The sequence below is a fragment of the Calothrix sp. CBUCES-K 9914 genome (assembly GCF_059640475.1).
Window position 1 is genome coordinate 33,697 of the sequence record NZ_JBXXZH010000021.1, and the last position, 26,054, is coordinate 59,750.

Annotated in this window: 21 protein-coding genes and 3 tRNA genes; 11 read left to right on the forward strand and 13 right to left on the reverse strand. The window is 39.1% G+C overall.

Annotation, left to right across the window (positions count from 1 at the left end; genetic code table 11):
• The first annotated feature begins 154 nt into the window (after positions 1-154).
• From AC2JBO_RS06945 to AC2JBO_RS06955, 3 genes are all read left to right on the forward strand, one after another.
• Entirely contained in the window at positions 155-1,315 is a 1,161-nt protein-coding gene (locus tag AC2JBO_RS06945) for a hypothetical protein (protein ID WP_496952901.1), read from the forward strand.
• A 66-nt stretch (positions 1,316-1,381) separates the two neighbouring features.
• Positions 1,382-2,704 carry a hypothetical protein gene (locus AC2JBO_RS06950; protein ID WP_496952902.1) on the forward strand — a complete coding sequence of 441 codons (1,323 nt, stop codon included), beginning with the start codon at positions 1,382-1,384 and terminating at the stop codon, positions 2,702-2,704.
• Between the two features lie 30 nt (positions 2,705-2,734).
• On the forward strand, positions 2,735-3,754 hold the full coding sequence (locus tag AC2JBO_RS06955) for a hypothetical protein (RefSeq protein WP_496952903.1): 1,020 nt from the start codon (positions 2,735-2,737) through the stop codon (positions 3,752-3,754).
• 188 nt (positions 3,755-3,942) lie between these two features.
• On the opposite strand, the gene AC2JBO_RS06960 is transcribed toward AC2JBO_RS06955, so the two are convergent.
• The 3 genes from AC2JBO_RS06960 to AC2JBO_RS06970 all read right to left on the reverse strand — a co-directional run bounded on the left by AC2JBO_RS06960 (position 3,943) and on the right by AC2JBO_RS06970 (position 6,643).
• A complete protein-coding gene (locus tag AC2JBO_RS06960) occupies positions 3,943-4,815 on the reverse strand; it encodes an alpha/beta fold hydrolase (RefSeq protein WP_496952904.1) in 873 nt (290 codons plus the stop codon).
• Between the two features lie 79 nt (positions 4,816-4,894).
• Positions 4,895-5,479 (reverse strand): endonuclease dU, encoded by a 585-nt coding sequence (locus tag AC2JBO_RS06965; protein ID WP_496952905.1) that lies wholly within the window; start codon positions 5,477-5,479, stop codon positions 4,895-4,897.
• A 486-nt stretch (positions 5,480-5,965) separates the two neighbouring features.
• On the reverse strand, positions 5,966-6,643 hold the full coding sequence (locus AC2JBO_RS06970) for a response regulator transcription factor (protein WP_019491739.1): 678 nt from the start codon (positions 6,641-6,643) through the stop codon (positions 5,966-5,968).
• A gap of 1,057 nt (positions 6,644-7,700) precedes the next feature.
• On the opposite strand from AC2JBO_RS06970, the gene groES reads away from it, so the two are divergent.
• The 3 genes from groES to AC2JBO_RS06985 all read left to right on the forward strand — a co-directional run bounded on the left by groES (position 7,701) and on the right by AC2JBO_RS06985 (position 11,493).
• Positions 7,701-8,015: a co-chaperone GroES gene (gene groES / locus AC2JBO_RS06975; RefSeq protein WP_496952906.1), complete on the forward strand. Its 315-nt coding sequence runs from the start codon at positions 7,701-7,703 to the stop codon at positions 8,013-8,015.
• A 112-nt stretch (positions 8,016-8,127) separates the two neighbouring features.
• Positions 8,128-9,768 carry a chaperonin GroEL gene (gene groL / locus AC2JBO_RS06980; RefSeq protein WP_496952907.1) on the forward strand — a complete coding sequence of 547 codons (1,641 nt, stop codon included), beginning with the start codon at positions 8,128-8,130 and terminating at the stop codon, positions 9,766-9,768.
• 672 nt (positions 9,769-10,440) lie between these two features.
• On the forward strand, positions 10,441-11,493 hold the full coding sequence (locus AC2JBO_RS06985) for a DNA cytosine methyltransferase (protein ID WP_496952908.1): 1,053 nt from the start codon (positions 10,441-10,443) through the stop codon (positions 11,491-11,493).
• Positions 11,494-11,534: 41 nt separating this feature from the next.
• On the opposite strand, the gene AC2JBO_RS06990 is transcribed toward AC2JBO_RS06985, so the two are convergent.
• Positions 11,535-12,458: a WD40 repeat domain-containing protein gene (locus AC2JBO_RS06990; protein WP_496952909.1), complete on the reverse strand. Its 924-nt coding sequence runs from the start codon at positions 12,456-12,458 to the stop codon at positions 11,535-11,537.
• A gap of 218 nt (positions 12,459-12,676) precedes the next feature.
• On the opposite strand from AC2JBO_RS06990, the gene AC2JBO_RS06995 reads away from it, so the two are divergent.
• Complete coding sequence (locus AC2JBO_RS06995) at positions 12,677-13,594, forward strand: AAA family ATPase (RefSeq protein ID WP_496952910.1); 918 nt, start codon at positions 12,677-12,679, stop codon at positions 13,592-13,594.
• A gap of 161 nt (positions 13,595-13,755) precedes the next feature.
• Here AC2JBO_RS06995 and AC2JBO_RS07000 read toward each other — a convergent pair whose 3' ends face one another.
• The 7 genes from AC2JBO_RS07000 to AC2JBO_RS07030 all read right to left on the reverse strand — a co-directional run bounded on the left by AC2JBO_RS07000 (position 13,756) and on the right by AC2JBO_RS07030 (position 17,696).
• Positions 13,756-14,400 (reverse strand): Uma2 family endonuclease, encoded by a 645-nt coding sequence (locus AC2JBO_RS07000; protein ID WP_496952911.1) that lies wholly within the window; start codon positions 14,398-14,400, stop codon positions 13,756-13,758.
• 108 nt (positions 14,401-14,508) lie between these two features.
• On the reverse strand, positions 14,509-16,113 hold the full coding sequence (locus AC2JBO_RS07005; protein WP_496952912.1) for a TROVE domain-containing protein: 1,605 nt from the start codon (positions 16,111-16,113) through the stop codon (positions 14,509-14,511).
• Positions 16,114-16,186: 73 nt separating this feature from the next.
• A tRNA-OTHER gene (locus AC2JBO_RS07010) sits at positions 16,187-16,315 on the reverse strand.
• Positions 16,316-16,332: 17 nt separating this feature from the next.
• Positions 16,333-16,465 (reverse strand) — tRNA-OTHER (locus tag AC2JBO_RS07015).
• A 26-nt stretch (positions 16,466-16,491) separates the two neighbouring features.
• Positions 16,492-16,616 (reverse strand) — tRNA-OTHER (locus tag AC2JBO_RS07020).
• Between the two features lie 649 nt (positions 16,617-17,265).
• On the reverse strand, positions 17,266-17,514 hold the full coding sequence (locus tag AC2JBO_RS07025; protein ID WP_496952913.1) for a hypothetical protein: 249 nt from the start codon (positions 17,512-17,514) through the stop codon (positions 17,266-17,268).
• The gene (locus AC2JBO_RS07030) at positions 17,511-17,696 is read right to left on the reverse strand and encodes a hypothetical protein (protein ID WP_019491747.1); all 186 of its coding nucleotides are present in this window, start codon (positions 17,694-17,696) and stop codon (positions 17,511-17,513) included. Before AC2JBO_RS07030 ends, AC2JBO_RS07025 begins: the two co-directional genes overlap by 4 nt.
• 364 nt (positions 17,697-18,060) lie before the next feature.
• Here AC2JBO_RS07030 and AC2JBO_RS07035 point away from each other — a divergent pair, with 364 nt between their 5' ends.
• Positions 18,061-18,945, forward strand: coding sequence for a hypothetical protein (locus AC2JBO_RS07035; RefSeq protein ID WP_496952925.1), 885 nt, complete (start codon positions 18,061-18,063; stop codon positions 18,943-18,945).
• Between the two features lie 25 nt (positions 18,946-18,970).
• Here the strand turns inward: AC2JBO_RS07035 and AC2JBO_RS07040 are convergent, their stop codons facing one another.
• Positions 18,971-20,110 (reverse strand): quinone-dependent dihydroorotate dehydrogenase, encoded by a 1,140-nt coding sequence (locus AC2JBO_RS07040; protein ID WP_496952914.1) that lies wholly within the window; start codon positions 20,108-20,110, stop codon positions 18,971-18,973.
• A 124-nt stretch (positions 20,111-20,234) separates the two neighbouring features.
• Between AC2JBO_RS07040 and AC2JBO_RS07045 the strand changes: the two genes are divergently transcribed.
• From AC2JBO_RS07045 to AC2JBO_RS07055, 3 genes are all read left to right on the forward strand, one after another.
• On the forward strand, positions 20,235-23,144 hold the full coding sequence (locus AC2JBO_RS07045; protein WP_496952915.1) for a sensor histidine kinase: 2,910 nt from the start codon (positions 20,235-20,237) through the stop codon (positions 23,142-23,144).
• 175 nt (positions 23,145-23,319) lie between these two features.
• Positions 23,320-23,484, forward strand: coding sequence for a DUF2256 domain-containing protein (locus AC2JBO_RS07050; protein ID WP_496952926.1), 165 nt, complete (start codon positions 23,320-23,322; stop codon positions 23,482-23,484).
• Between the two features lie 22 nt (positions 23,485-23,506).
• Positions 23,507-24,445 carry an isoaspartyl peptidase/L-asparaginase gene (locus tag AC2JBO_RS07055; RefSeq protein ID WP_496952916.1) on the forward strand — a complete coding sequence of 313 codons (939 nt, stop codon included), beginning with the start codon at positions 23,507-23,509 and terminating at the stop codon, positions 24,443-24,445.
• 148 nt (positions 24,446-24,593) lie between these two features.
• Here AC2JBO_RS07055 and glmU read toward each other — a convergent pair whose 3' ends face one another.
• The gene (gene glmU / locus AC2JBO_RS07060) at positions 24,594-25,958 is read right to left on the reverse strand and encodes a bifunctional UDP-N-acetylglucosamine diphosphorylase/glucosamine-1-phosphate N-acetyltransferase GlmU (protein WP_496952917.1); all 1,365 of its coding nucleotides are present in this window, start codon (positions 25,956-25,958) and stop codon (positions 24,594-24,596) included.
• Positions 25,959-26,054 lie beyond the last annotated feature (96 nt).

The window sequence follows — 26,054 nt, forward strand, 5'->3', positions numbered from 1 at the left end:
TTTTACCACAGAGACACAGAGTTCACAGAGTAGAGACGTGATTAATCACGTCTTTACAGAGAGTTAAAGTTAGGCGCCAACTCCAAAATTTAATGATATGGAGTAATAGTCTATACTTAAAAGCTAGTTCCCTTATAAGTAAGGAATGGCAATTATGTCAATGAATGACTTTTCCAATTTCCACAATTCTCAACCTCAAGGGCATTCGGAGGCTGATAATCAAAATGAGAAGTTAAATAAATTAGCAGATAACGATGAAGCAATTCAACTTTTAACTGCTGAAAATCAGGAATTAGAGAAAAATCTTCAGTTGCTGCAAAATCAGTACAATCAATCTATCCATACTTTTGCAAAAGTTACATCTGAATTAGAACAGCTTCGTAACCAGCTTCCACAAAGAATAGAAATTGATTTATTAGATATCGAGAGATTAAAGGGTTTAGGTGAGGCAGGTAACAAAGTAGCAAAACAAATTGATGAGTCGAATCAAAAGTTACTGCAATTTCAAAACAAATTTATATCATTGACTACTCAATACTCTGAGTCACTGTTTAGATTAAAATATCATCCAGGTGAGTCACAAGCAAACAATGAATTTCTTTCACCTCCTCCAAGCATACCCCCAGCAAAATCGGCAAATTTTAGCCAAGAGTTAGTTGAACAACAAAAATTACAATTGAATTATTTTAAAGAAGAATTAATCAAAGCAATTCAACAAAATAGAAATTTACAAACTCAAGATATTGTCCAACTTCTAGAAATTCTACTAGCAGAAATATTAAAATATATTGCTAGTAAACCCTCAGATGTTCAGAATAGCGTTACTTATATTCCACAACCTATACAAAATGTACATGAAAGTCCAGTAGAAAATGCACAACAACCTAATAAACAATCTATAGTTGAACCCCCAAACAATGAACCTTTGCCAAGTTGGGTTTCATACTATAATCAATTTCCTGAGAATTTTTCTAGAGATGTCTCGCAGAATGCAACCGAAGTGAGCGAAACTGAAGATAGTATAGAACAGCGTCGCTTAGGTAACAATTCTTCTGTAGTTTTAGAAAAGATTCGTCGTACTGGCAGAGGAAATTTTTGGATATTACTCGACCAAAACGAAGTATATTTAGTGCCGAAAATTGGAGTAAGATTTAATAACTATAATATCGCGACGGTAAAATGTTTATTCAAAGTAGTTGGTGAGCCACAAGGAGATTATAAGTTTATTTTAGTAAAACCTGCTAAAGTTATGCAAACCAAAGAAAACAATTGGCAGTTATTAGAACCAGGTGTATTAGAGTTTGAAGGTGAATAAGTATAAGAGTGTTAAAGAATTTACTTATAAACTTTATACTTCACTTAGCAAAAATTGGCGGTGCTAATGATGCGGCAAATAAAACAATACCTTAAATTAGCTTTTTTATTAATATTATCAGGGTTGTTAGTTTCTTGTCAGCTAGCTAGCGAATCCGGTTATAACAGTGCTACCTCTACATCTAGTGTATCTCAGGATGAACTAAAAATAGCGCAGGAAAATCTGGTAAATTTACTTAATCGCTTTAACAAGGAACTTAGAGAAGTTGCAAATAATCAACGGCAAAAAAATAATATAGATAATCAAGCTGTTTTGAAAGGTATAAAGCAATTGCAACAAGCTAATGGAAACTTACGGAATAACTTACTTCCATCTGAGCAAAAACAAATAGCAGAATCCCAGTTTCAGGAAATTGATAATATAATTAATGATATTCAAACTTTAGTCAAATATTTAAAACCTGGGTTAAAAGAGTCTGATGTGGTATCTGTACAAAAATATTTAAAACTCGATGTAAACAATTCAATTGTTAGGAAAAATTTAGGCAAATTTGGCTTAATCACGCAAACCGCAATTAATGAATATTTTCAACAAAACACTGATAAATTAGTATATAAAATTAATAAATTAGCTATTTCAAACAAAGTAAATCAATCCCAAAAAACTGCTCAATTTTCCAATCAAAAAGTTGAAGACTTAACTATCGAAAATGAACGATTAAAACAAGATAGAATTATTTTTCCGATATTCTCATTTTTTATTGGTTTGGTTGTTGGTTCCCTATTAATGTTTATTTATCGAGAGCGATTTTCTAGACTAGAATCATCAAGAAACAATACTAAATATCGTCAAGTTACCGAAATTAATACTGCATCACAACAAGCAGTTGTTGAAAATCAAAATATAAATCCAGTATATTCACCACCAACCCAGCAAATACAGGTTCCATCACCAGACATTTCTCAACACAAAACTTCAAACAATTTTATTCAACCAGCAAATCAAACTTCAGAAAAACCTCAAACTGATTTAATTACTGTTTACAATCATAACCCTCATTCTTTGTTAAATTCTGCTATTGAAGTTTCAGAGACGAAAGATAGTATTAACCAACGGCGCCTAGGTGCTAAAAATGCAGTAATATTAGAGCAAGTGCGTAAAGGTAGAGGAAATTACTGGATAGTTTCTTGCGAAGGAAGAGAATATTTAGTTCCTAAAGGTAACTTTAAGATTGATGAATATAATTATGAAACAGTTCAGGCTTTATTTGATTGTCAAAATTATCAACCAAGACACTCACGCGATTTTAAGCTCATTCAACCCGCACAAGTTACTACTGTTGCTCAAGCAATGTGGCAAATTATTGAGTTTGGTATACTTCAATTTTAATATGTAATTTATTATTTATACTAGTTTAAAATGTCAGACTTTGAACCTTATTTTGAAGAACTCAATAAAAAGATTGATTATTTAGTAAGTAAAGTTAACTCGATTGAACGGCGCCTAGTTTTAGTCGAAAAATTACTAGACATTAATAACCCTAGTCAAGATCAGGGAGAAGAAATTGTAGGTGCCGTTGAAATTCCAAGTTTTCCAAAATGGAGTTTATTCGTAAACGAAATTGTCGATAAATATCATACTAACTGCCAATGGTTAGAAAGTAAAGTTATTAAAGTTTCGCTTTTATCAGAAAGCTTATTACAAAAAGTAAACGATTTTGTCTTCAATCTGGATAAAAAAGGAAACTTTTGGATTATTGCAACAACAGACGATAACTATTATTTATTACCCAAAGATAATTTTAAGGTAAACGCATTTAACTATAATACTATAAAAAAAATATTTCGATGCAATGGCTACGAAGCAGAATCAAATAATCAATTTACTCTCATTGAACCTGCACAAGTTTCACTGGCGCCAAGTGGAAAACAATGGATATTTACTCAACAAGGCATTTTAAATTTTCAGTTACCAAATGCTCAAAAGCCAGAACAGCCACTAAAATCAAATCAAATAGACGAAAATGAAACTGAACAGCTAGATAAACTACTTACATCTTCGTATAATAAAAAACCATCTTTCTTAATAGAACATGTAACCATAGTATCCGAAACATTAGACAGTAGAAAGCAGCGTTTATTGGGAACTAGTCAGTCTGCTATTTTTCAGACCGATGTTTTAGGAAAATACTGGATAATTAGTATGAAAAGTAACGTACTTTATCTAGTTCCTCAATGGGACATAAAAATCAGCTATGAAGATTTAATTAGTACACAAGGTATATTTGAGTGGCGTTATTATAATCCCCAATACGCAAGCAACTTTAAATTGATCAAGCCTGCAAAAGTATCTCTAGTTAGCCAAGGTGAAAATAGTGTATTGGTAAATTTAAAACAATGGCTTGTTATTCAAACTGGAGTTATAGAATTTTTTGCTTAGATTTTTCAAAAGCTAGTAGCAAGATTGGCAACGGATGATAAACAGATGTAGCGGATAGTTAATTTTGAACAACTAGATTTTGTTTGTAACCAATAAATTATCTGTTACATCCGTTGTATCCGTTGCAAGTTAACCCATCAGAATTAATGACATTAACCACTCGTATGATAACTATGTAACTATCATGACTATATATACAAGTTTAATAGTCCGATGAGAACGGATGGCGCCTCAAGATGAGGCAAAATTCCGGTATTGGGTATTGTGTAAAAGTTTTGAATGGCTGTTGTATTTAACAATGACAGTCGTTGCCCAAGACGCGTGTGCGTAAACTGAGCTTGCTCTCCCCAAAATATCACTGTGGAAATTGTCAGTTGCTGAATGTATAAACTTAAATCGAAATACAAGTCACCACGTAGAAATGCCAAAGCTGCGTATTTTGCATTTGGTTGTTGTGCTGTATATAAATATGCTTGTACCATTTCTTGGGTAACAAGTTGAGGCGATGCGAAGAGAAAACTTTGTAGAAAATTACGAACAGCTAGTTCATTCTCGGCGCCAAGGGTGTATATCAAGTCTTCTAAGAGGGATAAATTAATAAGTCCAAGCGGTAGTCGTCTGCCGGCACCTTCGCCAAAGTCATTAAATCCTGAAGGACAAATTAGAAATAATTGCTTAAATAAACTAGGTTGAGTAATTGCAAGTCGAATTACCAAAGCAGCAGTAAATGAAGAGGCTATTACAGTAACTGGGGAATCACAAGTTTGGGTAATAAATTCTGTAATCGTGGTTAGATAATCATTAATACTATAGTCACGAACCGGATGCGCCGACTCTCCCCACCCTATTAAATCAGGCGCCAAGATTCGATGGGTAAAAGCATAAGCAGGATAAACTTTTGACCATTCATAAGCAGATGCACCACCTCCAAAGTTATGGAGAAAAACAAGCGTGTCAACCTGGTTGGTGAGAAGGTGTGGAGCTTGGGTATAGTAAACCATCTTACCAAGCGATGTTTGAATGACTTTTTGCACAAAACCAGGTGGTTGAAACTTAAGCACGGTCTTCCCCCCCTTTGAGTAGATGTTGAATTAGATGTTGAATTAGATATTTAATGTTTTTACTAGTACTAAAGTTTGCCTAGGCTGAACTTCCGCTTTCACCTTTGATTACTGCTGCTGCAATTAAATGCGCGAGTCGTAAAGCTTCAGGTACTTTACCACAGTCTGTGAGGCGTTGTAGTACAGATGCTATTACATCTGGGTGTTCGCCACAAACTTGGAAGACAAAGGGTAGATATTCATAAATGGTTCCTGCTTGGTGCAGCAGTTCAAATCGTTTTTCTGGATAGGGTAAACGGCTAATTGGTTCTGCCATTGCCGTTAAATCTGGCTTTCTTCGCATTACAGCAACGCACGGAATTTTTAAGCGCGCGGCTAATTCAGGTAGGTTAACAAAATTTAATCCACCGAAACCGATGCCGTCGAGTAACACAATATGTAATTGTGGCAGAAACTTACCACCGATGAGTAAATTACATATTGTATCGGTAGAATCAAAACCATCTTGCTGAATTTGCCCCCATACCATTCCTTCAAACCGGGTCTGCGCGCAAATAATTCCGGCTAGATTTACGCCACTTCCAGAACCACGAATAAATGGCGCATCATCGAAACCAATTACGCGGATTGTTCGGTTTAGCTTGAGCAAAGTTTCGAGTTTCATTGCGAGTTCTATAAAAATTAAACTTAACGGAGAACACTCCCTTTTAATTTTATATACGTAGAAAAACAGTATTACTGGTAACATTGTTGCTGTAGCACGGATTTACATTTTTGCAGTCAATCGATACAATACAACTAACGAATTTTGACAATGAAAAAAATAAAGGCTGGCTTCACCCTTTACCAGTAGATGAAGCCAGCATTTAAAGAAATCAACTCTATTGACGGCAATGAGTTGTAAACAAGTACTCATCATCTGGACAATGATGAATACGCAGGGTGTTCGTGACTTAACAGTAGTTAATAGTGTAGTTCACACTCAAGTATGAAAACTTAGCCAACGCTTCCATTCGCGCAGGAATGGATTTACCAGTTAAAAGATTTCGATATGTTGTACTCTCGTCTTTAAGTTGCACTCACAGCTTAATAAACGAGTGTGCTACATACACGAAACTACAACTAAACTACAGCTTATACAAATCAGGGTCTATGCCATTTGGTTTTCAATCGCCCACCGTGCCAACTCGGTGCGGTTGTGAAGGTTAGTTTTGCCTAACATATTGGAAACGTGGCTTTCAACTGTTCGCTGACTAACATTAAGTTCTTCAGCGATTTCCCGGTTAGCTAAACCTCGCGCAACAAACTGGACAACCTTGAGTTCGGTAGGCGTTAATTGCACGTCGAAGGGAACTTGGATCCGAGAACCGTTTTCTCCTCCCTTAGCTTGGTGTTCTTTCCAGCGAATTGTCTGTTTCAGCGAAGATTCAACCTGTGCGACTAGTTCCTCTGGCTCAAACGGCTTGACCATGTAAACGTCGGCGCCTTTATTGAGTCCTTTTACGCGGTCGGCACTTTGCCCTTTTGCAGATAGAAACAGTACGGGGATCCAACTAGTGCGTTCAGTTTGCCTGACTTGTTCAACAAAGGTGTATCCATCCATTTCCGGCATCATGACATCACAAATAATCATGTCTGGAATATCCTGCTCTAAAATTTCCAGAGCTTCGCGACCATTTTCGGCTGTGATGACTTCATATCCCCGGAATTCCAAGTAATCCTTTACCAGCAAAATCAGGTTGGGGTCATCATCGATAAGTAGAAGTCGTTTATGTTCTTTCATGCTGGGTTCTTTCATAGCAGTGGCACTTGTCGCACTTCGGTCCATGAGGTCTTGATTCGTTATCCTTTGAAGTGGATGATTAGATGCTGTTGGTTTTTCCCACTTAACTCGCCAATATCTTTCTGGTTTCAGAAGTGACCTACACATTCTTTAACCGCAAGACTTAAGGCAAAAGTACAGTAAGGATACGTAGAGCAGCAGTAATTATAATGCGTTATTATATATCGCTTTGAAGAGTGCGGGTGAAAAAACACTGATTAAATAATAATTATTCAAGCGAGCGATAATCGTATTGGTACTAGATGCTCCTAGGTAAAACAACCCGCGCGTCTTTTCGGCTTACTGCGTTTTTCATATCCTCTGTCATGGTTCAAACCATGTAAGGAGTTCAAAACAGGCATCGGTGAGAGTGAAGGAGCGCTTTGGGTGGGATGGGTTAAAAAGTTTAATTTTCAACCAGCCTATTAACCACCAAGCTTGCCAATCCATCAAATCGAATCAACGTTGGCTCTTGAATAATCCGTTTAATCAAATGAACACTCTTTGCAAAGGTACGATACCGCACTATCCGGGTAAACTACCATTATCGTTCCAGAGCAACAAACTCGCAAGCAGTTCGAGCAGTTCGTTCGTAAATTGTTCTGAAAAAACAACGCGGGTACGGTCGGAAAGCGCCGTGTCACAACTGTGCTCAAAAGCATTCTGACTAAAGGCTATACAGAAACGCACTGTTGATTTTTGACATGATTTTTTGCCCTTACGAGCGCAAATCGTAAGAATTACTTAGGATTTTTTGAGCGGAAAAGTTAGTAGATTTTGGTATTTTGATTCTCGACTTTTGCATCATCTTATATTTGAACTACACAACCTAATTACTGTTCTATAACAATTTCTACAGTTTGCAAATAAATTTGAAGATACAAAAATATTTATGAACCAAGAGAATTTACTCATAATTGTAGCTCTAGTAAGTATTTATACTCATTTTTGTCGAACAGTTGGTAATTAGTTCGGGAACCCGTACATCAATATTTGTTGCTATCGGAAGCAATTTTAGCTACATTAGCACTCAGGAGTCGAGAGTGCTAAAAAATAGAAACTTATGGCAGCTGTATCTCTAGTAAGCGTATCCACAGTTAAACCCTTGGGCGACCGCGTTTTCATTAAAGTAAGCGCAGCCGAAGAAAAAACAGCAGGTGGTTTGTATTTGCCTGATAACGCGCAAGAAAAGCCCCAGGTCGGCGAAGTCGTTGCCGTTGGTGAAGGCAAATTCAAAGATGACGGAAATCGTGTGACTATGGATGTCAAAGTTGGAGACAAAGTTCTCTACTCGAAGTACGCTGGTACTGACATCAAGCTTGGTACTGACGAGTACATACTGCTCTCTGAAAAAGACATTCTAGCAGTTGTTAGCTAATCCTTACATTGCAAAATAGCTAATTAGCTAACGAGAGATAAAGTTAGCAATTAGCGACCAGTATCAATCCATACAACACGTTCAAAAACGAATTGAAGTAACTAAAAACATTATGGCAAAGCGGATTATTTACAACGAAAACGCGCGTCGTGCATTAGAGCGCGGTATGGACATTTTGGCTGAAGCGGTAGCAGTTACCCTTGGTCCAAAAGGTCGCAACGTGGTATTAGAGAAGAAGTTTGGTGCGCCTCAAATCATCAACGACGGTGTAACCATTGCTAAAGAAATTGAATTGGAAGACCACGTTGAAAATACTGGTGTTGCTTTAATTCGCCAAGCTGCTTCTAAAACAAACGATGCGGCGGGTGACGGTACAACCACAGCTACAGTTTTAGCGCACGCAGTTGTAAAAGAAGGTTTGCGTAACGTTGCTGCTGGCGCCAATGCGATAATGCTCAAGCGCGGTATTGATAAGGGAACCAACTTCTTAGTTGAGAAAATCAAAGAACACGCGCGTCCAGTAGAAGATTCTAAATCGATAGCTCAAGTCGGTTCAATTTCTGCTGGTAACGACGAAGAAGTCGGTGCCATGATTGCCCAAGCAATGGATAAGGTGGGTAAAGAAGGCGTAATTTCCTTGGAAGAAGGAAAGTCGATGACTACCGAGTTGGAAATCACCGAAGGTATGCGCTTCGACAAGGGTTATATTTCACCCTACTTCGCAACCGACGCAGAGCGCATGGAAGCTATATTTGACGAGCCTTTCTTGCTCTTAACCGACAAGAAAATTGCTTTAGTACAAGACTTAGTACCCGTACTTGAACAAGTAGCGCGCGCTGGTCGTCCTTTGGTAATTTTGGCAGAAGATATTGAAAAAGAAGCACTTGCTACCTTAGTAGTTAACCGTTTACGCGGTGTATTGAACGTAGCTGCTGTGAAGGCGCCTGGTTTTGGCGACCGTCGTAAAGCGATGCTCGAAGATATCGCTGTATTAACTGGTGGTCAATTAATCACCGAAGATGCTGGCTTAAAGCTTGACAACACCAAGCTTGATATGCTAGGTAAAGCGCGTCGTATTACCATTACCAAAGACAGCACCACAATTGTTGCGGAAGGTAACGACCAAGCAGTAAAAGCACGCTGCGAACAAATTCGTCGTCAAATGGACGAAACAGAATCTTCCTACGACAAAGAAAAACTTCAAGAGCGTTTAGCTAAATTGTCTGGTGGTGTAGCAGTCGTTAAAGTTGGTGCTGCTACCGAAACCGAAATGAAAGACAAGAAGCTACGTTTAGAAGATGCTATCAACGCTACCAAAGCAGCAGTTGAAGAAGGTATTGTTCCTGGTGGTGGTACAACTTTGGCACACTTGGCGCCTGAGTTGGAAGCTTGGGCAAACAGCAACCTAAAAGATGAAGAGTTAATTGGCGCATTAATCGTATCGCGCGCACTAGCAGCTCCTTTGAAGAGAATTGCTGAGAATGCTGGTCAAAACGGCGCCGTTATTGCTGAACGTGTGAAAGAGCGTGATTTTAACGTTGGTTTCAACGCAGCAACCAATGAGTTCGTTGACATGTTTGAAGCTGGTATCGTTGACCCTGCAAAAGTAACCCGTTCTGCACTACAAAATGCTGCTTCTATCGCGGGTATGGTATTGACAACCGAATGTATCGTTGTTGACAAGCCAGAACCTAAAGATGGGGCGCCTGCTGGTGCTGGTGCTGGTATGGGTGGCGGAGACTTCGATTATTAATTGATCCCCCCAACCCCCCCTTAATAAGGGGGGGCAAGAGATTATTTTAATTCTTGTGGAGCAGGCATCCCTGCCTGCCTCTTTAAAAAAACAGTTGCTTCTTTATGCTAGGAGCAGCTGTTTTTTATGTCTAATTTTTATGGGTTGTAGCACATCTGTCTTGTGGTGTGCAGTGATATATTTGTTTTTACCACAGAGACTTCTAGGGCACAGAGAGTAGAGAAATTAACCACAAAGGCACAAAGGACACAAAGAAAGAAGGTTTTCTCTTGTCCCCCCCTTATTAAGGGGGGCTAGGGGGGATTAAACCTAGATAATGGTATTTATATAACTTTCCAAATATCTCTTACAATAGGCGCCTACCAGGAGGTTTTTACATTGGAATGTTTATACTGTAAATCAAAAATGCAACGTGAGACCGCTCCTTTTAGCATTGACAGAAACGGCTACCATTTAACCTGGGATGCAATTCCTGCATAGGTTTGTTACCAGTGCGGTGAAACATTAATTGAAGCGCACGAAGTAGATTTAATCCAAGAAGCTCTTATGGAGTTAGATGGTAAAACCGCTACATTCACAATAGTAAAAAACTCATTTCCAAATCAGATTCTATTTAATATGTCCACATGTTCTATACTGTAATTGCTTTATAGCTGTTTGGCTTTAGTTGGTATGGATTACATCAATCAGATAAACCATTTACTCAAACCTTCTACATCTGGGAATTTGTTAGTAGTCGATTTATTTGCCGGATGTGGTGGTTTATCTCTTGGTTTTGAAGCCCAAGGTTTCGATACACATGGTTTTGAAATGGATGCTGATTCATGTGCGACTTATAGAAAAAATCTAGAAGGAAAATGTACAGAAATTGTACTTACACAGGATACTAAATTACCACCTGCTACAGTAGTTATAGGTGGGCCACCTTGCCAACCCTTTAGTGTAGGGGGTCATCAAAAAGGTTTAAAGGATTCGCGCGATGGTTTTCCTATATTTATAAATGCCGTTAAAACTCTAAATCCTGAAATCTGGTTATTTGAAAACGTTCGTGGATTACTTTACAAAAATAAATGTTACTTCGACGAAATTGTCGAAACCCTCCAAGATTTAGGATATATTGTAAATTGGGAATTATTGAATGCTGTTAATTACGGTATACCGCAAAACCGCGAACGTTTAATTGTAGTTGGACATCGAGGTAACTTTAAATTTCCCAAACAAACGCAACACAAAGTAACAGCAGGTGAAGCATTAGGAGACATGGCAGTTTCGGCACCTCCTTCATCAAAGTTTTTGACTCCTAGCATGGATGAATACGTGGCAAAGTATGAAAAAGCCTCTTTTTGTAAAAATCCTCGTGATTTACATTTAAATAAACCAGCAAGAACTTTAACCTGTAGAAACTTAGCAGGCGCCACAGGTGATATGCACCGCATTAAACTTCCAGATGGTAGACGAAGACGTTTATTAATAAGAGAAGCAGCAAGATTACAAAGTTTTCCTGATTGGTTTGAGTTTGTAGGAAGTGAAACAAGTTGTTTTAACCAAGTTGGCAATGCAGTACCTCCTCTATTTGCCTTCCAGCTTGCTCAAAGTGTTCAAGATTATTTACAATCTAATCATCGATTGTTAAGTAGCCAGATAAAACAGCAAAAATTGGTTGGTAGAGACGCGATTAATCGCGTCTCTACAATGCGTGATTTGATGAACGATTTAGAAGTGTGATAATTTTTAAAACGTAACAATAGGTTAAATAAATCTAAATTTTAACTAGAGTAAGGTATCAGTGAAATAGTCTTATCACTATTACCGCTTGCTAAGATTTTGAAGTTGGGATTAAAGGTTACAGAATAAACAGCGTTGTTGCAAACTGTATAATTTGCTATTTCTCTAACAGTATCCACTTGCCAAAGCTTAACCGTCTTATCTTGACTAGCACTAGCTAAAATCTTACCATCTGGGCTAAATGCCACAGAATAAATACATTCAGAGTGAGCGTTAATAGTCTTAATTTCCTTACCTGTATTTACGTCCCATAGCTTAATTGTTTTGTCATTGCTGCCACTGGCTAAAATCTTACTATCTGGACTAAAGGCAATTGAGGGAATACCTCCAAACCAGTCATAATGACCTGTGAGAGTGAGAATTTTTTGGTTTGATAAATGCCAAAGCTTTATACTTTTATCATTGCCAGCACCACTACTTGCTAAGATTTGACCATCAGGACTAAAAGCAACACATAAAACATCATCAGTATGTCCTGGTAACTCGTATAGTTCTTTAGATAAATCTATTGACCACAATTTAACTTTTTTATCTTTACTACCGCTTGCTAAAGTTTTTCCATCTGGGCTAAATGCTACAGAGTACACCGTTTCTTCATGTCCTGTAAAAGTATAAATTTCCTTTCCTGTAGACACATCCCATAATTTAATAGTTTTATCATCGCTTCCACTTGCTAATGTCTGACCATTAGGGCTAAAAGCGACTGAATTAACCTTTCCCTCAAACCATGAAGACTCTCCATGTCCTTTTAGGGTAAAAAGTTCTCCTTTGGAATTCCAAATTTTTATAGTTTTATCATCGCTAGCACTTGCGAGTTTTTGCCCATCCGGACTAAACGCAACTGATTTGACTTTTTCTGAATGTCCTTTTAAATTAGTTCTAAATATAAAATTATGCATTTCCATATTGGACATCTTGATTGATAAATTTTTTCTATTTTATCCAACGTGACACAATCTGCTATTTTTCTTCTAAGAAAGCTTTTAAATACCGTAGTTATGGTATTAGCATACGCTGTTGTAGAAGCTGACGAACGGGAAATGAACAGCAGGCGCCAAGTAGCAAAATTGGAAACTATAATGTACAAAACTACATCTTAAATATATTTTTACAGAGAATAATTATGTCTTTACATGATGAAATTGAATTTGAGCTTCAACGTATGAAAGCAGAGTTAAAACGCTCTGGAAATACCACATTTAATCAGGAATCAACTGAACATGATGGTTCAAGCCTTGGCTTAGGCGCCATTTCAAATAAGCTTAATCATCTAGTTGGGATGGGAAATGTTAAAAATGAGGTCAATACTCTCATCAATTTTTTGAAGATACAAAAGCTGCGTGAAGAAAAAGGGCTTAATAAGATTTCCGTGACATTACACTCAGTATTTTGTGGTCCTCCAGGTACAGGTAAAACAACTGTAGCTCGACTGATGGGTGAAATATATCGCGAGCTTGGGATACTTTCAAAAGGTCATTTAATAGAAACAGACAGGTCAGGAATGGTAGCTGGGTATATTGGGCAAACAGCAGCTAAGGTCAATAACTTAATTGAGTCAGCATTAGATGGTGTACTATTCATTGACGAAGCGTATGCATTAAAATCTCAAGGTTCAGGCAATGATTTTGGTCAGGAAGCTATCGATACTCTATTGAAACGAATGGAAGATTATAGAGGTCAATTAGTAGTTATTGTAGCTGGCTACGCAGACGAAATGTCAAAATTTATTAACTCTAATCCTGGTTTACAGTCCAGGTTTAATAAATATTTTTACTTCGATGATTATAAACCTCAAGAGTTATTCAGTATTTTTGAAGAGATTTGTCAAAAAAATCACTTTAAATTAAATGAATCATCCAGAGAAGTATTACTAAACAAGCTTAACGATTTGTATACGAAAAGAGATAAAAACTTTGGAAATGGGAGACTTGTAAGAAATCTCTTTGAAAAAACAATCGAGCGACAAGCAAATCGGTTAGTGATGCTTTCTGGAGTTGGTAAAGAAGAAATTATGACTATTATGCCTGAAGATATTCCATGATGTTAGCAGAAGCAGAGATTTATGAGTCAGGTTATTACTTTAAAATGCAAGATATTCAAAGATTAAATGACGATTTACGCTTTAGATATAGTGAAGTTTTACGTATAATACATATGTTAGGACAGGCAGGGATGCCTGTTCCACAAGACACAAGAGTCTGATTAAATTCCTATTATTTGTTCAAATTCTTCTAAGGCTTGGAAATGACCTATTTGCCAGCTACGTTCTATAATTGTAGGAATAATCTGGGTTATAGCTATATTTGGAAACGTGGGGCTGGTATCTGATTCAATATAATTATTGTTTTGAAGTAAATGGATAACTAGAGTTTTACCGTTGTAAATCCATACTTCTGGAACTTTTATTGCTTTGTAGGCATCGATTGTTGTTTTAGAAGTAACATCGGCTTCTATTGCTAAATCTGGTGCCGGGTCATTCGGTTCAATACGGCGCCGACCTATCATTAATTGATAGTTTTCTATGTAAAAGCAAGCGTCTGGCTCTACACCTGCTGCACCTTCTTTTTTAAAGGTTGTTGAGCCAAATGGTTCGTATCTTCTGCCTGTGGATTTCAGTAAAATTTTAATGATATCTGAAATAATGTCTTTCGGTTTTTCGTGTTCAGGCAATGGAACCATAATTTCAAATGTACCTTGGTAGTAAGCAACCCGTGAAGAGCGTTTATTTCCCAATTTTTCTAAAATCGCCTCAAATTCTTCCCAGCTAACATTAGGAATTGTAACAAAGCTACCAGGTTCAAGTAGCATGGTATCAACAGGTTTGACAAGGCGAATTGTTGTAGTCATAACTAGGCATATAATGCTTAGGGATGCGATTATTTCAATTGTATAACAACAAAAAATAAAACCGGGTTTTTAAAAACTCGGTTTATATGGCGCCTTTAAACGTTTAGATTACACATCACCATTAGCTAGCATTTGAATAACGCGCGGCATACTTGGGTCGAAGCCACCTAAATCCCAAGACATTGGGTCTTTTGGGTCTACCAAGGTGATTCTGTATGGTGTTAAGGTGACGTATACTGCTTTGACGTTGGGGTTTACTTTTTGGCGATATTCAGCTAGTGCTTGGGAGGGGTGTTTTGTTCCTGCCCAGCTTTCACTGTCTGTCCAAAAGCAAATTACATCGGCTTTGAATTTGTTTTTAATCATCCAATCATAAGCAACAGAGGCATCGGTTCCACCAAAGTTGAGATTGCTGGCTTTGCGAACTGCTGAACTAAAGCTGTCTTTGGCAGTAATTTGTAAATCAATGAATTGGGTTGAAAAGCCTCGAATAGCATAGTTTTTCTCAGCTTTTGCTGTTACTAGTGCCATTGTTGTGGCAACTTCGCAGCAAGTTAAACCCATGTCGGCAACTTGGCTAGACATTGAACCCGATATGTCAACTGCGTGCATGAAGACTTTGTTTGTAGGTTCGACAACATCGAATGATAGTTCCACTGTTTTTTCTAGTATGTCTATAATTCGCGCGACTGGTTGCCAAGTTTTTTTACTGCGTCCTAATGCACCTCCTGACTGGTAGGTTTTGAGTGCTTTAAGGGCGTCAATTGGATGGATACGACCTTTGCGTAGGTGTTCTAAGTTATTAAGAACTGCTTCTACTCGGTCTAAGTTTGTAGGTTCGTCACTTCGTAGTACACCTATTTCTGTTAATGAACCTAAGTTACGCAGCATGGCGCCCACTGGCATTTCCAAAAATAGCAATTGCCATGCTTGTTTATCCATTTTTCCAACAGGCGCCGCCATTTCATGTGTTAGGCGCCCTTTTTGAATTGCTTCGTGGGTTTGACTGGGGTTACGTTTTAGCCATTCGTACCACCAAATTTGTGCTAGTGCGCTGCTGGGAATTTGAGATGGCAATTCTTGCCAACCTTTGACTACCCAATTGTAAAGCAATCTATGGTCGTCGGTTTGGGGTTTAACGTGGAATAAGCGGAGTGCGTCGCGGTGAGAAAAACCTGAACGTTGTTGATATTTTAAAAGTTGATACGCTAAACCTTTAACATCTTCTTTTCCCAACCAATTTTTACCAGCTTCGCGAATCACTTTACCAAAACCGCGCATTGATTTTGTATAGCTCAACCATTCGTAAAAGTGGCTGCCTGTACGAACAACTTGTGGGAAAATTTCCATGAATGCTGTTTTTGCTTCGGGTGTTTCACCCATCGATAGCAGCACTAAAGCCAAGATAGGAGCGCTGTTATTAATCGCGCGTCCATCGCTAGCATAAAGAATTTCATCGGCAACACGACGAGGATTTTCGCCGATGGCTTGATTTAATACTGTTGCAAAGTCGTTTGTTAATTCTTTTTTGCCAGCGTAGTAAGTGCTTTGCGCTGTACCTATTAGTAAGCAGCGACGCAGCATTTGCCAGATACCAGCATCAAACATATATCCCCCACTACGCCCCTGAATCATTTCTGATTCGCGTCCAGGTATAGGCTGATTTTGGGGTGTGGCTTTATTATGGGATTTTGTAAAAAAGTTGTAATTCATATACTACACTCCAGCCTTTGCAGGCAAAATATAGCCATGAGTGTTTAGTTCAAAGCTAAATAGAAAATATATTTGGCGCGGAGAGGTGGAATTAAACTCACCATCACCCAGTTGGAAACGATAACCTTAATTTCTACGTCCCTTTCGGGCAAGTTTGCGAAAAAAAGAATCTCTGGGCGTCTTATCGTTAGACGACCTCCGCGTAAATAATAAATTTTTTGCGGGATGCAGGATTTGAACCTGCGGAATGGAAGAACCCGATAACCCTCAATTATTCGGTCTTTTCAGACAAGGTGTTAATCAAGGATCAAACTTGCGTTTGTCTTCTGCCTTACCACTTGGCTAATCCCGCACAATTTTATACTGCAATTAAATAAGTGTAGCGGAGCAGGATTTGAACCTGCGACCTCTCGGGTAATAGCCGATAACCCTCATTAATCGTTCTTTTCAGACAAGGTGGAAACAAGGATGTAAGCGCTCTACCTAACTGAGCTACCCGCCACATAAGTTATTTAATTTACAGATACAAACAACGAAATCTGTTTTTCGCTCTGTAATCTTAATGTAGTATCTGTATTACACAATGTCAATAGCAATGTGAAAAGATTTATTTGCCAGTTTGGAGGTGCCGATAAATACAGAATTGGCGCCAATCTTAAATCTCTTTCCTCTGTGTTTATGTGGTAAAAAAATACTAGTAAGTCACACAAGATAAGTTTTATATAAAATATCCTCTAGGAAAATCGCTAACTACGGCGCCAGTTCCTAGAGGATAAGTTTCATACAAATATATCCTCTAGGAAAATCACTTGGTATCGCACATAATTTTGTTAGTTTTGTATCAATAGTTTTGGTGTGTTATCGCTTCTTAATTCTTCCTTTGCGCGCTTTGCGTACTTTGCGGTTCGTTTTTTACACTCATCAAAACTATTGACACGAATCAGTAGTAGTCCGTGTCATAAAATTTGGGTTGTTGTAGCATAGGCGTCCCGCCTGTGCGTCCGGTCAGGCGAGACGCCGTGAGCCGACCAGAACTAATGACACGTAAAAATATATATGTCACTGCACAGGGGGGACGCCCGTGCTACAACCCAAAATTAATGATACAGACCAGTAAATAGCCAAAAAATATGAGTCGGTCAGGCGGGACGCCTAACCTACGGGTTTTTCATTTAGCTTCCAAGAACGTCCTTGACAATGAACGTAGCTGTCTTTTACTTCAACGCCGAAAATTTGCGCTCCTAGTTCAAGTGCTTCTTTCCTTTCTTCCTCTGTTAAGTAACTGTTGTCAACCGGGCGCCGTGGATCACCACCTGCTTCTAAATATCGGGAGCGGGCTTGGGCAAAAAGTTCATTTAATCTTTGATATTGTTGCTTCTGCTTTTGTGTTGGTTCTTTCATATGTCCGATGCCCACGAAGTTGGAATTATTTCCCCATCTTGTAGAACAAGTGCTATTGGTAAAATAGAACTAAGAGTACTAATAAGATAAAATCCTCTCTCTTCATCATAAAGCATACCCTCTAGTAACTCCAATGTTTCAAGGGCATTCAGTACAAGATATTGAGCTTCTGTTGGCTCCATGTGATCTCAATTAATAGTAGATAACCTTTAAAGATTCTACAGGAATCAATACACTTTGAACGTATGTACTAATATATACTTGGAAATTACAGAAAATGTATATAAAAGAGTACGGAAAGCAGTACAAAAGTCAAATAAAATAAAATTAAGTGGATTTATGTAGTATTAAATACAAGTAAAGATTTTTTTTCCATTTTTGCCTATAATTTTGCCATGTTTATCTTTTGGCAAAAATGTAGCTTTGGTTGAAATCTGAATGGAAAATTTTCCCTTCAAACTACCTTGGATACAGACGTGTATCGCACTTTTTGCCAAGATGATATTATTTCCCAACATGCAAAACAATTACTGGGTAATAATCGGCATGAGTGACAAAACAATCGAAAGCTACGGGAAGGGTTTTCTCGTTTTGCTTTTGCCTATCTCTTTTCTGGTTGTTTTCCTGGTTTCGACCTGGCGCCTTTGGCTAGGGCTAATTTTACTGATAACGGCTATTAATCTTTGGCAACGCTATCAATGGGATAAGTGGTGCCAGGGAGTTAATCCAATGTTCCATCAGCTAATTCAGCAGAACCAGGGTAGTATAACCCCAATGGATTTAGCCATTCGGGGTAACTTTTCTGGAGATAAGGCTAAACGCTTTCTCGATACCAAAGCTTCTGAATTCGGCGCCAGTGTTCTTAATACTAACGATGGTAAACAAGTGTACTATTTTATGACTGCCAATATTCTTGGCAACATATTTGATAGTAGTGAACCTGTTAGGCAAGAGCCAAGAAAAAGTTCGACAACTGCTATGCCTCTTTTAGCGGCGCCAACAACAATGCCGTTGGTATTTGAGGAAAAACAACCTTCGTCAGTAGCACTTGAAGAAACATCGAAAGCAACACCTCAAGTAAAAGAAGCTGAATTAATACAAGCTGAAGTACCTCAAACAGAGAAAAACGATACTGAAGTACAACAAGCAGAAGTTAAGCACGCGGAATTACCGAAAGCTGAATTGCTACAAGCTGAAGTTAAAGAAGAACCGCAACACGTTGATGAAGGAACTAAAACATTAGCTCTTCAGCTAGTGTTTGGTTCATTGATTCAATCAGAACTTGCGAAAAGGTTAAGTGTATACTCCAGTACTGTCTTCAAACGGCGTGATGACCCAGATTTTCCAGAATGGAGTCGTAACCGTGACCCTGACGGTATTGCATGGAGGTATGACCGCAAAGCTAGGGAGTTTTTCCCAATTGAGAAATAAGCGGAGTGGAAAGGGGACAAAAAAATTAATTAACTAACCCCTTTCCTACTGCTTCACTTATCGAAGTCAATCCTCTTTCTTCCAGTAAAACAAGCAAACCTTCAAGAATGCGGCGTATCATCCAAGGACCCTCGTATATCCAACCTGTGTAAATTTGAACTAAACAGGCGCCTGCTGTGATTTTTTCCCATGCATCAGCTGCGGTGAATATACCACCAACGCCAATAATTGGTATTTGCCCTTGAGAATGCTTGTAAATGTAACGAATTATTTCAGTTGCACGGTCACGTACAGGCGCCCCACTAATTCCACCCGCTTCTTCTTGAGGAGATTTTCCAGTTTTTGCTATTAGCTGTGTTTTTAAGTTATCGCGACGAATTGTTGTATTCGTGGCTATGATTCCCGCTAGTTTGTACTTGAATGCTAGCTCTATAATGTCTGATATTGCTTCCCATTCTAAATCTGGCGCTATCTTGACAAATATTGGTTTTTGTACAGTGTTTTCGTTTCCTAAAGCTTCAAGGATAGAAGAAAGCATTGCAGCATCTTGAAGCGCGCGTAAACCTGGTGTATTAGGTGAAGAAACGTTAACAACAAAATAATCACCGCAATTTTTGAGTAAGCGGAAACTATCCCGGTAATCTTGAGCAGCAGTTTCAAGGGGCGTAATTTTTGATTTGCCCAGATTAACACCAATGGGTATGGGTAAGGTTAAGTTATTACGTATCTGTGTTAATCTCCTTGCCATATCAGCGGCGCCTAAATTATTAAAACCCATTCGGTTAAGCGCTGCATTATCTTCAGGTAAACGAAAAAGCCTTGGTTGTGGGTTTCCAGGTTGAGGATGAAATGTAACTGTTCCTAATTCGGCAAACCCAAATCCTAAGCTTCCCCATATCGGTGCAGCTACACCGTCTTTGTCGAAGCCAGCTGCTAAACCTACTGGGTTAGGAAAATGCAATCCAAATAAGTTTTGCTCTAAACGTTTATCGAATAGACAAAAAGTCTGCTGTAAGCGTTTGTTTACCCAACTGTAAGATGGACTGTAACAAATGTCGCTTAACCAGTTTAAGCTGCGAATCGTTGTAGAGTGCAGTTTTTCGGGGTCAGCTTTTACTGAGTTAAATAATATTGGGCGAATTGTTAGTTGGTATATGTCGTTCATTGTTGGTGGGGGGTTAGTGGGACAGGCAGGATGCCTGTTCCACAAGATTTTGATAGGTCTTGGAAGTATTTGGGCATCTTAAGTACAAACCAGCTATATTATTTTTTACGAAACGACCGCTTCTATGGGGCAGCCACAACGACCAATCGGCGCTGAACAACATATTATCTCTTTGGGGCGTGTCCTACAGAGCCTCCGGGAAGAGGATAATATTGATGTTCTTATTCAAACTATTATTACTTTTGTCAAAGAACAATTTGACTATAACTTGGTATGGGTGGCGCTTTATGACCGCTTAAATCATATTTTGATTGGTAAGGGAGGTTTGGCGCCTGGGAATGATAATAGTTATTTAAATCAGCGATTTGTTCTAAGCCCTGGAGATTTATTAGAACAGGTAGTTATTGAACAACGTCCAGTAGGCGTTGCGGATTTGCAGGCAGAAGCGCGTACTGGAGGATGGCAAGAATTAGCTAAAAAGCATAAAATACAAGGTACTATCATTCTGCCAATTCGTTATAAAGACCGCTGTTTAGGTTTACTTTTACTTGGTTCAACTCGTTGGGGATATCTTTTGCCTAGCGATGCTAAAGCAAGATTGATGATGGTATTGGGGGAATTAGCTGCTGCACTACATCAGTATGAGCTTGATTGGCAGCAAAAGCATACTAAGCGTCTTGAAGAACCTTTACTAAACTTGTTACAAAAAATACAATCATCTCATAACTTAATGCAGCGTATAGAAGCTGTAGTTAAGGCTGTACATGAATTCACGGCGCCAACTCGTACTCACATCTACTGGTATGAACGCGAAGGTCGGTATTTTTGGCGCCGTTTTAGCAGTTACTCGAATGGCAATACACAAAAGCTTGATAAAAATCAGTTTGATAAAAACCAGTTTGAGAACAATCGAACTGCTGCTGATTCCATAACGGTTGAGGAGTTGAGCGACTTCTACTATGCTTTGGCAATGAATGAAATTGTTGTAATCGGGGAAGGACGCAGTTCACTCAAAAGTCATTTTACTGCCCAGTTGATGCAGCGCTTACACGTTCGGTCTTTACTTGCGGCGCCGATTATTTGGCAAAAGGATTTACTTGGTTTTTTAGCAATCGAAGCATCAGAAGCACGCATTTGGAAAGAAACTGATAAAAGCTTTGTTCAAGGTGCAGCTGGTTTAGTTTCGCTTGTTGCACCTGCCGAAGAAATGGAAAATACAATCGAGCAAATTCGAGGTGATGCTAAGCTGACCAGCGAAGTTGCCAAAGGGATATATAGCGAACATGATTTTGAACAAACCTTGAGCAACTGCGCCAAAAAAATCATAGAACGACTCGGCGCCATGCGATTTGTATTACTGTACTACAATCATGACCATAGTAAGTACGAAATTCTGTTTCAAACTCAATCGTCAAATCGGCGCCCATTCAACTTTAAGTTTGAAGGTTTGCGTGAGGTAGACTGGTTACTTTTACAGCGTTCAGAAGAAGCTATTGCAATTGAAAACTTAGAAGAAGATTTACGGTTTTTTAACTGGCGTTCTTGTTTACTCGAAGTTGGAGTTCGCTCTTTAATTGTAGCTAACTGTCAGGTTGGGAATGCACCAGAATCATTAATGTTGATTACACACGCACATTACAGAGCTTGGACAGCACGGGAAAGGGAATTAGTTCAAATTGTTGGTCAGCAGGTAGGTGTGATTACTCGGCAATGGCAGTTATATTTCAATGTTGAGCAGAATTCTAAAATAATGCAAAGCTTTCAAGAATCGTTAGGTATTCTGCAAGAAGCCCAAGGCGCCGATACGGAACCAGGTAGTAATAATAATTTGGAAATTATCTCTTTGCGTCAAATTGCCTCTGTTCTTAACTGCCCTTTAGTCTTGATGCTATCTTGGACACCTGGGGGACAATATGCTGAAATTATACCTGGTTTCACTACTGAAGATGAGTTTGCCGTTAACACCGAAGCTATAGTGTCAATACAAACTGAAGCTTTGATACAGTGGGCGTTAGGTAGTGAAAAAACAATGTTTGTTAAAATCGAAGACTTGCCTTTACACACACGTAAATGGCTATATGGTTCGGGTATCGGTCAACTTTTATTAATGGTATTACGCACTAGCCCTGATTATGAGGCAACCGGTGTAGTGGTGATAGGGGATAGTATCGCGCGTCGCTGGGCTGAACAAAGCTTAAATGCGGCAGAAATGCTAACTAGTCAACTTGCTTGGTCGCGACGTTTTCGTCAGGTTGGACAAGCACTACTCAAATCAAAGCAACAATTAGAACAAATTAATTGGTATAAACACCGAAGATTTGAGGATAATCAGCGGGCTACTACCTCTATAATTAATCAAATTAAAGCATTAGGAGTTCCAAATAACGAATTTACACAAGTACGTTATCAACAAATGCTACGTCAGTTGGAAAGTACTTATTTATCAGTAACTGGTCTACTGAGAGAAGAACAGTGGCAGTTACACATAGCATCTGAAAAAATGCCTATTGCCAGCTTACTCAAACGCGCGCTCGAACGAGTTGATAAACCCCTTAAAGAGAAAACATTATGGGTAGGAGTACATGGTTTAGGAAAAAATACTGTAGAGAATACTAGTAGAGACGTAATTCATCACGTCTCTACAGAAAAGATAAACTCAAACTTATCGCAATACTCGTTAATTATTGTTGGGGATATAGCGAAGATTGAATTAATAATAAATGAAATATTATTAGCAGCAGTAGAGCGTTCTGTACCTGGAGGAAGAATAGACTTTTGGTGTCGGTGCCTCGAAGAGGATTTATTAGAACTTTCGATTACTGATAATGGTATTATGGAAGCGCAGTTGCTTGCAGAACTATATCAAAATAGTTCAAAAGATGTGCTTGCATCATCCTCTATAGACTATCCACCAGGTTTACACTTACTTATCTGTCAAAACTTAATTAGACGAATGGGAGGAGAGCTAAACTTTTACCAATTACCTGATGGTCGTGTTGTCAGTCGCTTGCTGCTAGCACTAGCTGTTAAATAAATTACAGGAGCGAAATATCCACTAACATTAAGTTCATTAATAATTTTTTTATTTAAAAGTTAGCACAAAAGCACAGATAGTGGTGGATTTTAAGTTAAAGCAAAAGAGCGAATGAGGATATAATATAATTCCACACTTGACAGAACTTAAACTCAAGATATTTTGTACAGCATTTATGGCACGCACGCGCTCAAAGTCTGATCTGCCAACGAAAATCTGCCCGGTTTGTGGACTTCCCTTTACATGGCGCAAAAAATGGGAAAAAAACTGGGACGAAGTAAAATATTGCTCTGAAAGGTGCCGCCGTCGGCGTTCCCAAGCTACAACTGAAGATTCATGACTAAATATACGGAGTTACACAGGTGCGACCTAAATTAATTATTCATGGTGGGGCAGGTAGTTCACTCAAAGGTAAAGGTGGTGTTGAAATAGTACGCCAATCGCTATATAAAGTATTAGAAGAAGTTTACGCCTTACTTGTGTCCGGCGCCACAGCGATGGAAGCAGTAGTACATGGTTGCCATTTGTTAGAAGATGATCCACGTTTTAATGCTGGTACTGGTTCTGTACTACAATCTGATGGACAAATTCGGATGAGTGCTTCTTTAATGGATGGCGCATCTCAAAGTTTTAGTGGCGTAATTAATGTTACACGTATTCAGAATCCAATTAATTTAGCGCAATTTCTCCAGTCGTCTGCCGACCGAGTGCTATCAGATTTTGGCGCCAGTGAGTTAACGCGAGAGCTACAGATACCCAGTTATAATCCGCTTACAGATTTACGTCTCTCTGAATGGCTACAAGAACGCCAGGATAATTTTAAAAAGACAATGGCAGGGGTAGTAGCTGAAAAAGAACTAGTTGAAAGTAGTGCTGGTAGAGGCACAATTGGCGTTGTTGCTTTTGACACTCATGGAAGAATTGCCGCTGGTACTTCTACTGGTGGAAAAGGGTTTGAACGTATTGGGCGTGTTAGTGATTCTGCTATGCCGGCTGGGAATTATGCTACTAAGTATGCGGGTGTTAGCTGTACAGGTATTGGGGAGCATATTCTTGATGAGTGCTTGGCGCCACGTATAGTAGTGCGGGTGACAGATGGAATGTCTTTATTTGAAGCGATGCAGCGTTCATTTAACGAAGCAACAATAAATGAGCGTGATTTTGGCGCCATTGCGGTTGATGCCAAAGGAACAATTGCATGGGGAAAAACCAGCGAAGTCTTACTGGCAGCTTATCACGATGGCGAAAAGATGAACGATACTCTAGAACTTCCTGACGAACCACAAGTTGGAGTTGCGTAGGGTGCGTGAAGGCTACTAACAATTACGAAACGAAGCTAGCATCCAGTAGCCTTCACGCACCTTTTTTAAACCTGTAAGCGGAAATTAAGGTGCGTGACGCTACCAGTTTATTCGCTTCGTTTCAGGATTTTTGGTAGCGTCACACACCCTACGTATTTTGTTCTCGTTTTTTTGATACCCAGCCTGGTTTGATAACTGGTTGTGGACGAGCAATAACTAAACAGTCGTCGGGGATATCAGTCGCGACTGTTGAACCTGCCGCAATGTAAACGTCTGAGCCAAGGTTGAGCGGCGCCACTAAAACGCTATTGGAACCTGTTTTTGTGTTATCGCCTATTTTGGTTGGATGTTTTTTATAACCGTCGTAGTTCGCTGTTATTGTGCCGGCACCGATATTTACTTTATTACCAGTTGTTGTGTCACCTAAGTATGAAAGATGAGCGACGTTCGTTTTTGTACCTAACTTGGTGTTTTTCAATTCTACAAAGTTTCCAATACGGCACCCTTCACTAACTTCAACATGACCACGTAAGTGGGCGTAGGGACCTATACGAACAGTATTTGAAACACTGCTATCTATAATTACAGAAAACTGTACTGTGACGTTTTCACCAATTTTACTGTTTTCGATCAAACTTCCCGGCCCTATCCTACAGCCTGTATGAATTACAGTAGAACCTCGTAGGTGGGTTTGCGGCTCGATAATTACATCTGGGTGTAGCTGTACTGTCTCATCAATTGTGACGCTCGATGGGTCAATTATAGTTACACCTGCTGCCATCCATTGATTTTTTATGCGGTTTTGCAAAATTTCGTAGGCGCCTGCTAACTGAAGTCGGTCGTTGATACCCAGAATTTCTTGGTAATCTTCAACATCTACTGCCATTACTGGTGAAACTTGTGTAACCGCGTCCGTAAGATAATACTCTTTCTGAGCGTTGTTTGCTTGTAAGTGAGGTAGTACAAGCGCTAAGTCCTGCCAGCGGAAACAGTATATTCCAGCATTGATGCGACTATTTTGTCTTTGAGCAGCAGTACAATCTTTGTCCTCTACAATTTGCTGCACAAAGTTTTGACTATTACAAAAAACACGCCCGTAACCTTTGGGGTCGGGCAAGTGAGCAGCTAGTATTGTAGCAGCGTTTTGATTCTCTTGATGGGTTTGTAGGAGATTTTTTATAGTTTCTGGGCGCAGCAAGGGTACATCACCATTCAAAATTAATAAATCACCCTCATAACCCTCTAGATGCGGTAGTAGTTGTTGAATGGCATGTCCTGTTCCCAACTGTGTGGTTTGTTCAACAAACTCTAAATTAGGTATTGACTGCATCGCAGTTTTAACCTCTTGGGCTTGATACCCAACAATTATCATCCGCCTAAATGGTTGCGTCGGCTCAACACTATAAAGGACTCGCTCGACCAGCGATAGTCCACCTAATTTATGTAAAACCTTGGGCAGACTCGATTTCATCCTTGTGCCGCGTCCCGCAGCCAGAATTGCTACTACTACCATAATTAGCGATACTGCATGTGTGAATTGCGTTATTTTTACCAGAGATACTCCGCACTGTTTGAAGTTGGCGCCCTCTTAAGGAGGCTTCTTTGCTTG

Bases quoted from the DNA above. Each gene is read 5' to 3' on its own strand.
- AC2JBO_RS06945 (WP_496952901.1), top strand. From the start codon at position 155: ATGTCAATGAATGACTTTTCCAATTTCCACAATTCTCAACCTCAAGGG.
- AC2JBO_RS06950 (WP_496952902.1), top strand. From the start codon at position 1,382: ATGATGCGGCAAATAAAACAATACCTTAAATTAGCTTTTTTATTAATA.
- AC2JBO_RS06955 (WP_496952903.1), top strand. From the start codon at position 2,735: ATGTCAGACTTTGAACCTTATTTTGAAGAACTCAATAAAAAGATTGAT.
- AC2JBO_RS06965 (WP_496952905.1), bottom strand. From the start codon at position 5,479: ATGAAACTCGAAACTTTGCTCAAGCTAAACCGAACAATCCGCGTAATT.
- AC2JBO_RS06970 (WP_019491739.1), bottom strand. From the start codon at position 6,643: ATGGACCGAAGTGCGACAAGTGCCACTGCTATGAAAGAACCCAGCATG.
- groES (WP_496952906.1), top strand. From the start codon at position 7,701: ATGGCAGCTGTATCTCTAGTAAGCGTATCCACAGTTAAACCCTTGGGC.
- groL (WP_496952907.1), top strand. From the start codon at position 8,128: ATGGCAAAGCGGATTATTTACAACGAAAACGCGCGTCGTGCATTAGAG.
- AC2JBO_RS06985 (WP_496952908.1), top strand. From the start codon at position 10,441: ATGGATTACATCAATCAGATAAACCATTTACTCAAACCTTCTACATCT.
- AC2JBO_RS06990 (WP_496952909.1), bottom strand. From the start codon at position 12,458: ATGGAAATGCATAATTTTATATTTAGAACTAATTTAAAAGGACATTCA.
- AC2JBO_RS06995 (WP_496952910.1), top strand. From the start codon at position 12,677: ATGTCTTTACATGATGAAATTGAATTTGAGCTTCAACGTATGAAAGCA.
- AC2JBO_RS07000 (WP_496952911.1), bottom strand. From the start codon at position 14,400: ATGACTACAACAATTCGCCTTGTCAAACCTGTTGATACCATGCTACTT.
- AC2JBO_RS07005 (WP_496952912.1), bottom strand. From the start codon at position 16,113: ATGAATTACAACTTTTTTACAAAATCCCATAATAAAGCCACACCCCAA.
- AC2JBO_RS07025 (WP_496952913.1), bottom strand. From the start codon at position 17,514: ATGAAAGAACCAACACAAAAGCAGAAGCAACAATATCAAAGATTAAAT.
- AC2JBO_RS07030 (WP_019491747.1), bottom strand. From the start codon at position 17,696: ATGGAGCCAACAGAAGCTCAATATCTTGTACTGAATGCCCTTGAAACA.
- AC2JBO_RS07035 (WP_496952925.1), top strand. From the start codon at position 18,061: ATGAGTGACAAAACAATCGAAAGCTACGGGAAGGGTTTTCTCGTTTTG.
- AC2JBO_RS07040 (WP_496952914.1), bottom strand. From the start codon at position 20,110: ATGAACGACATATACCAACTAACAATTCGCCCAATATTATTTAACTCA.
- AC2JBO_RS07045 (WP_496952915.1), top strand. From the start codon at position 20,235: ATGGGGCAGCCACAACGACCAATCGGCGCTGAACAACATATTATCTCT.
- AC2JBO_RS07050 (WP_496952926.1), top strand. From the start codon at position 23,320: ATGGCACGCACGCGCTCAAAGTCTGATCTGCCAACGAAAATCTGCCCG.
- glmU (WP_496952917.1), bottom strand. From the start codon at position 25,958: ATGGTAGTAGTAGCAATTCTGGCTGCGGGACGCGGCACAAGGATGAAA.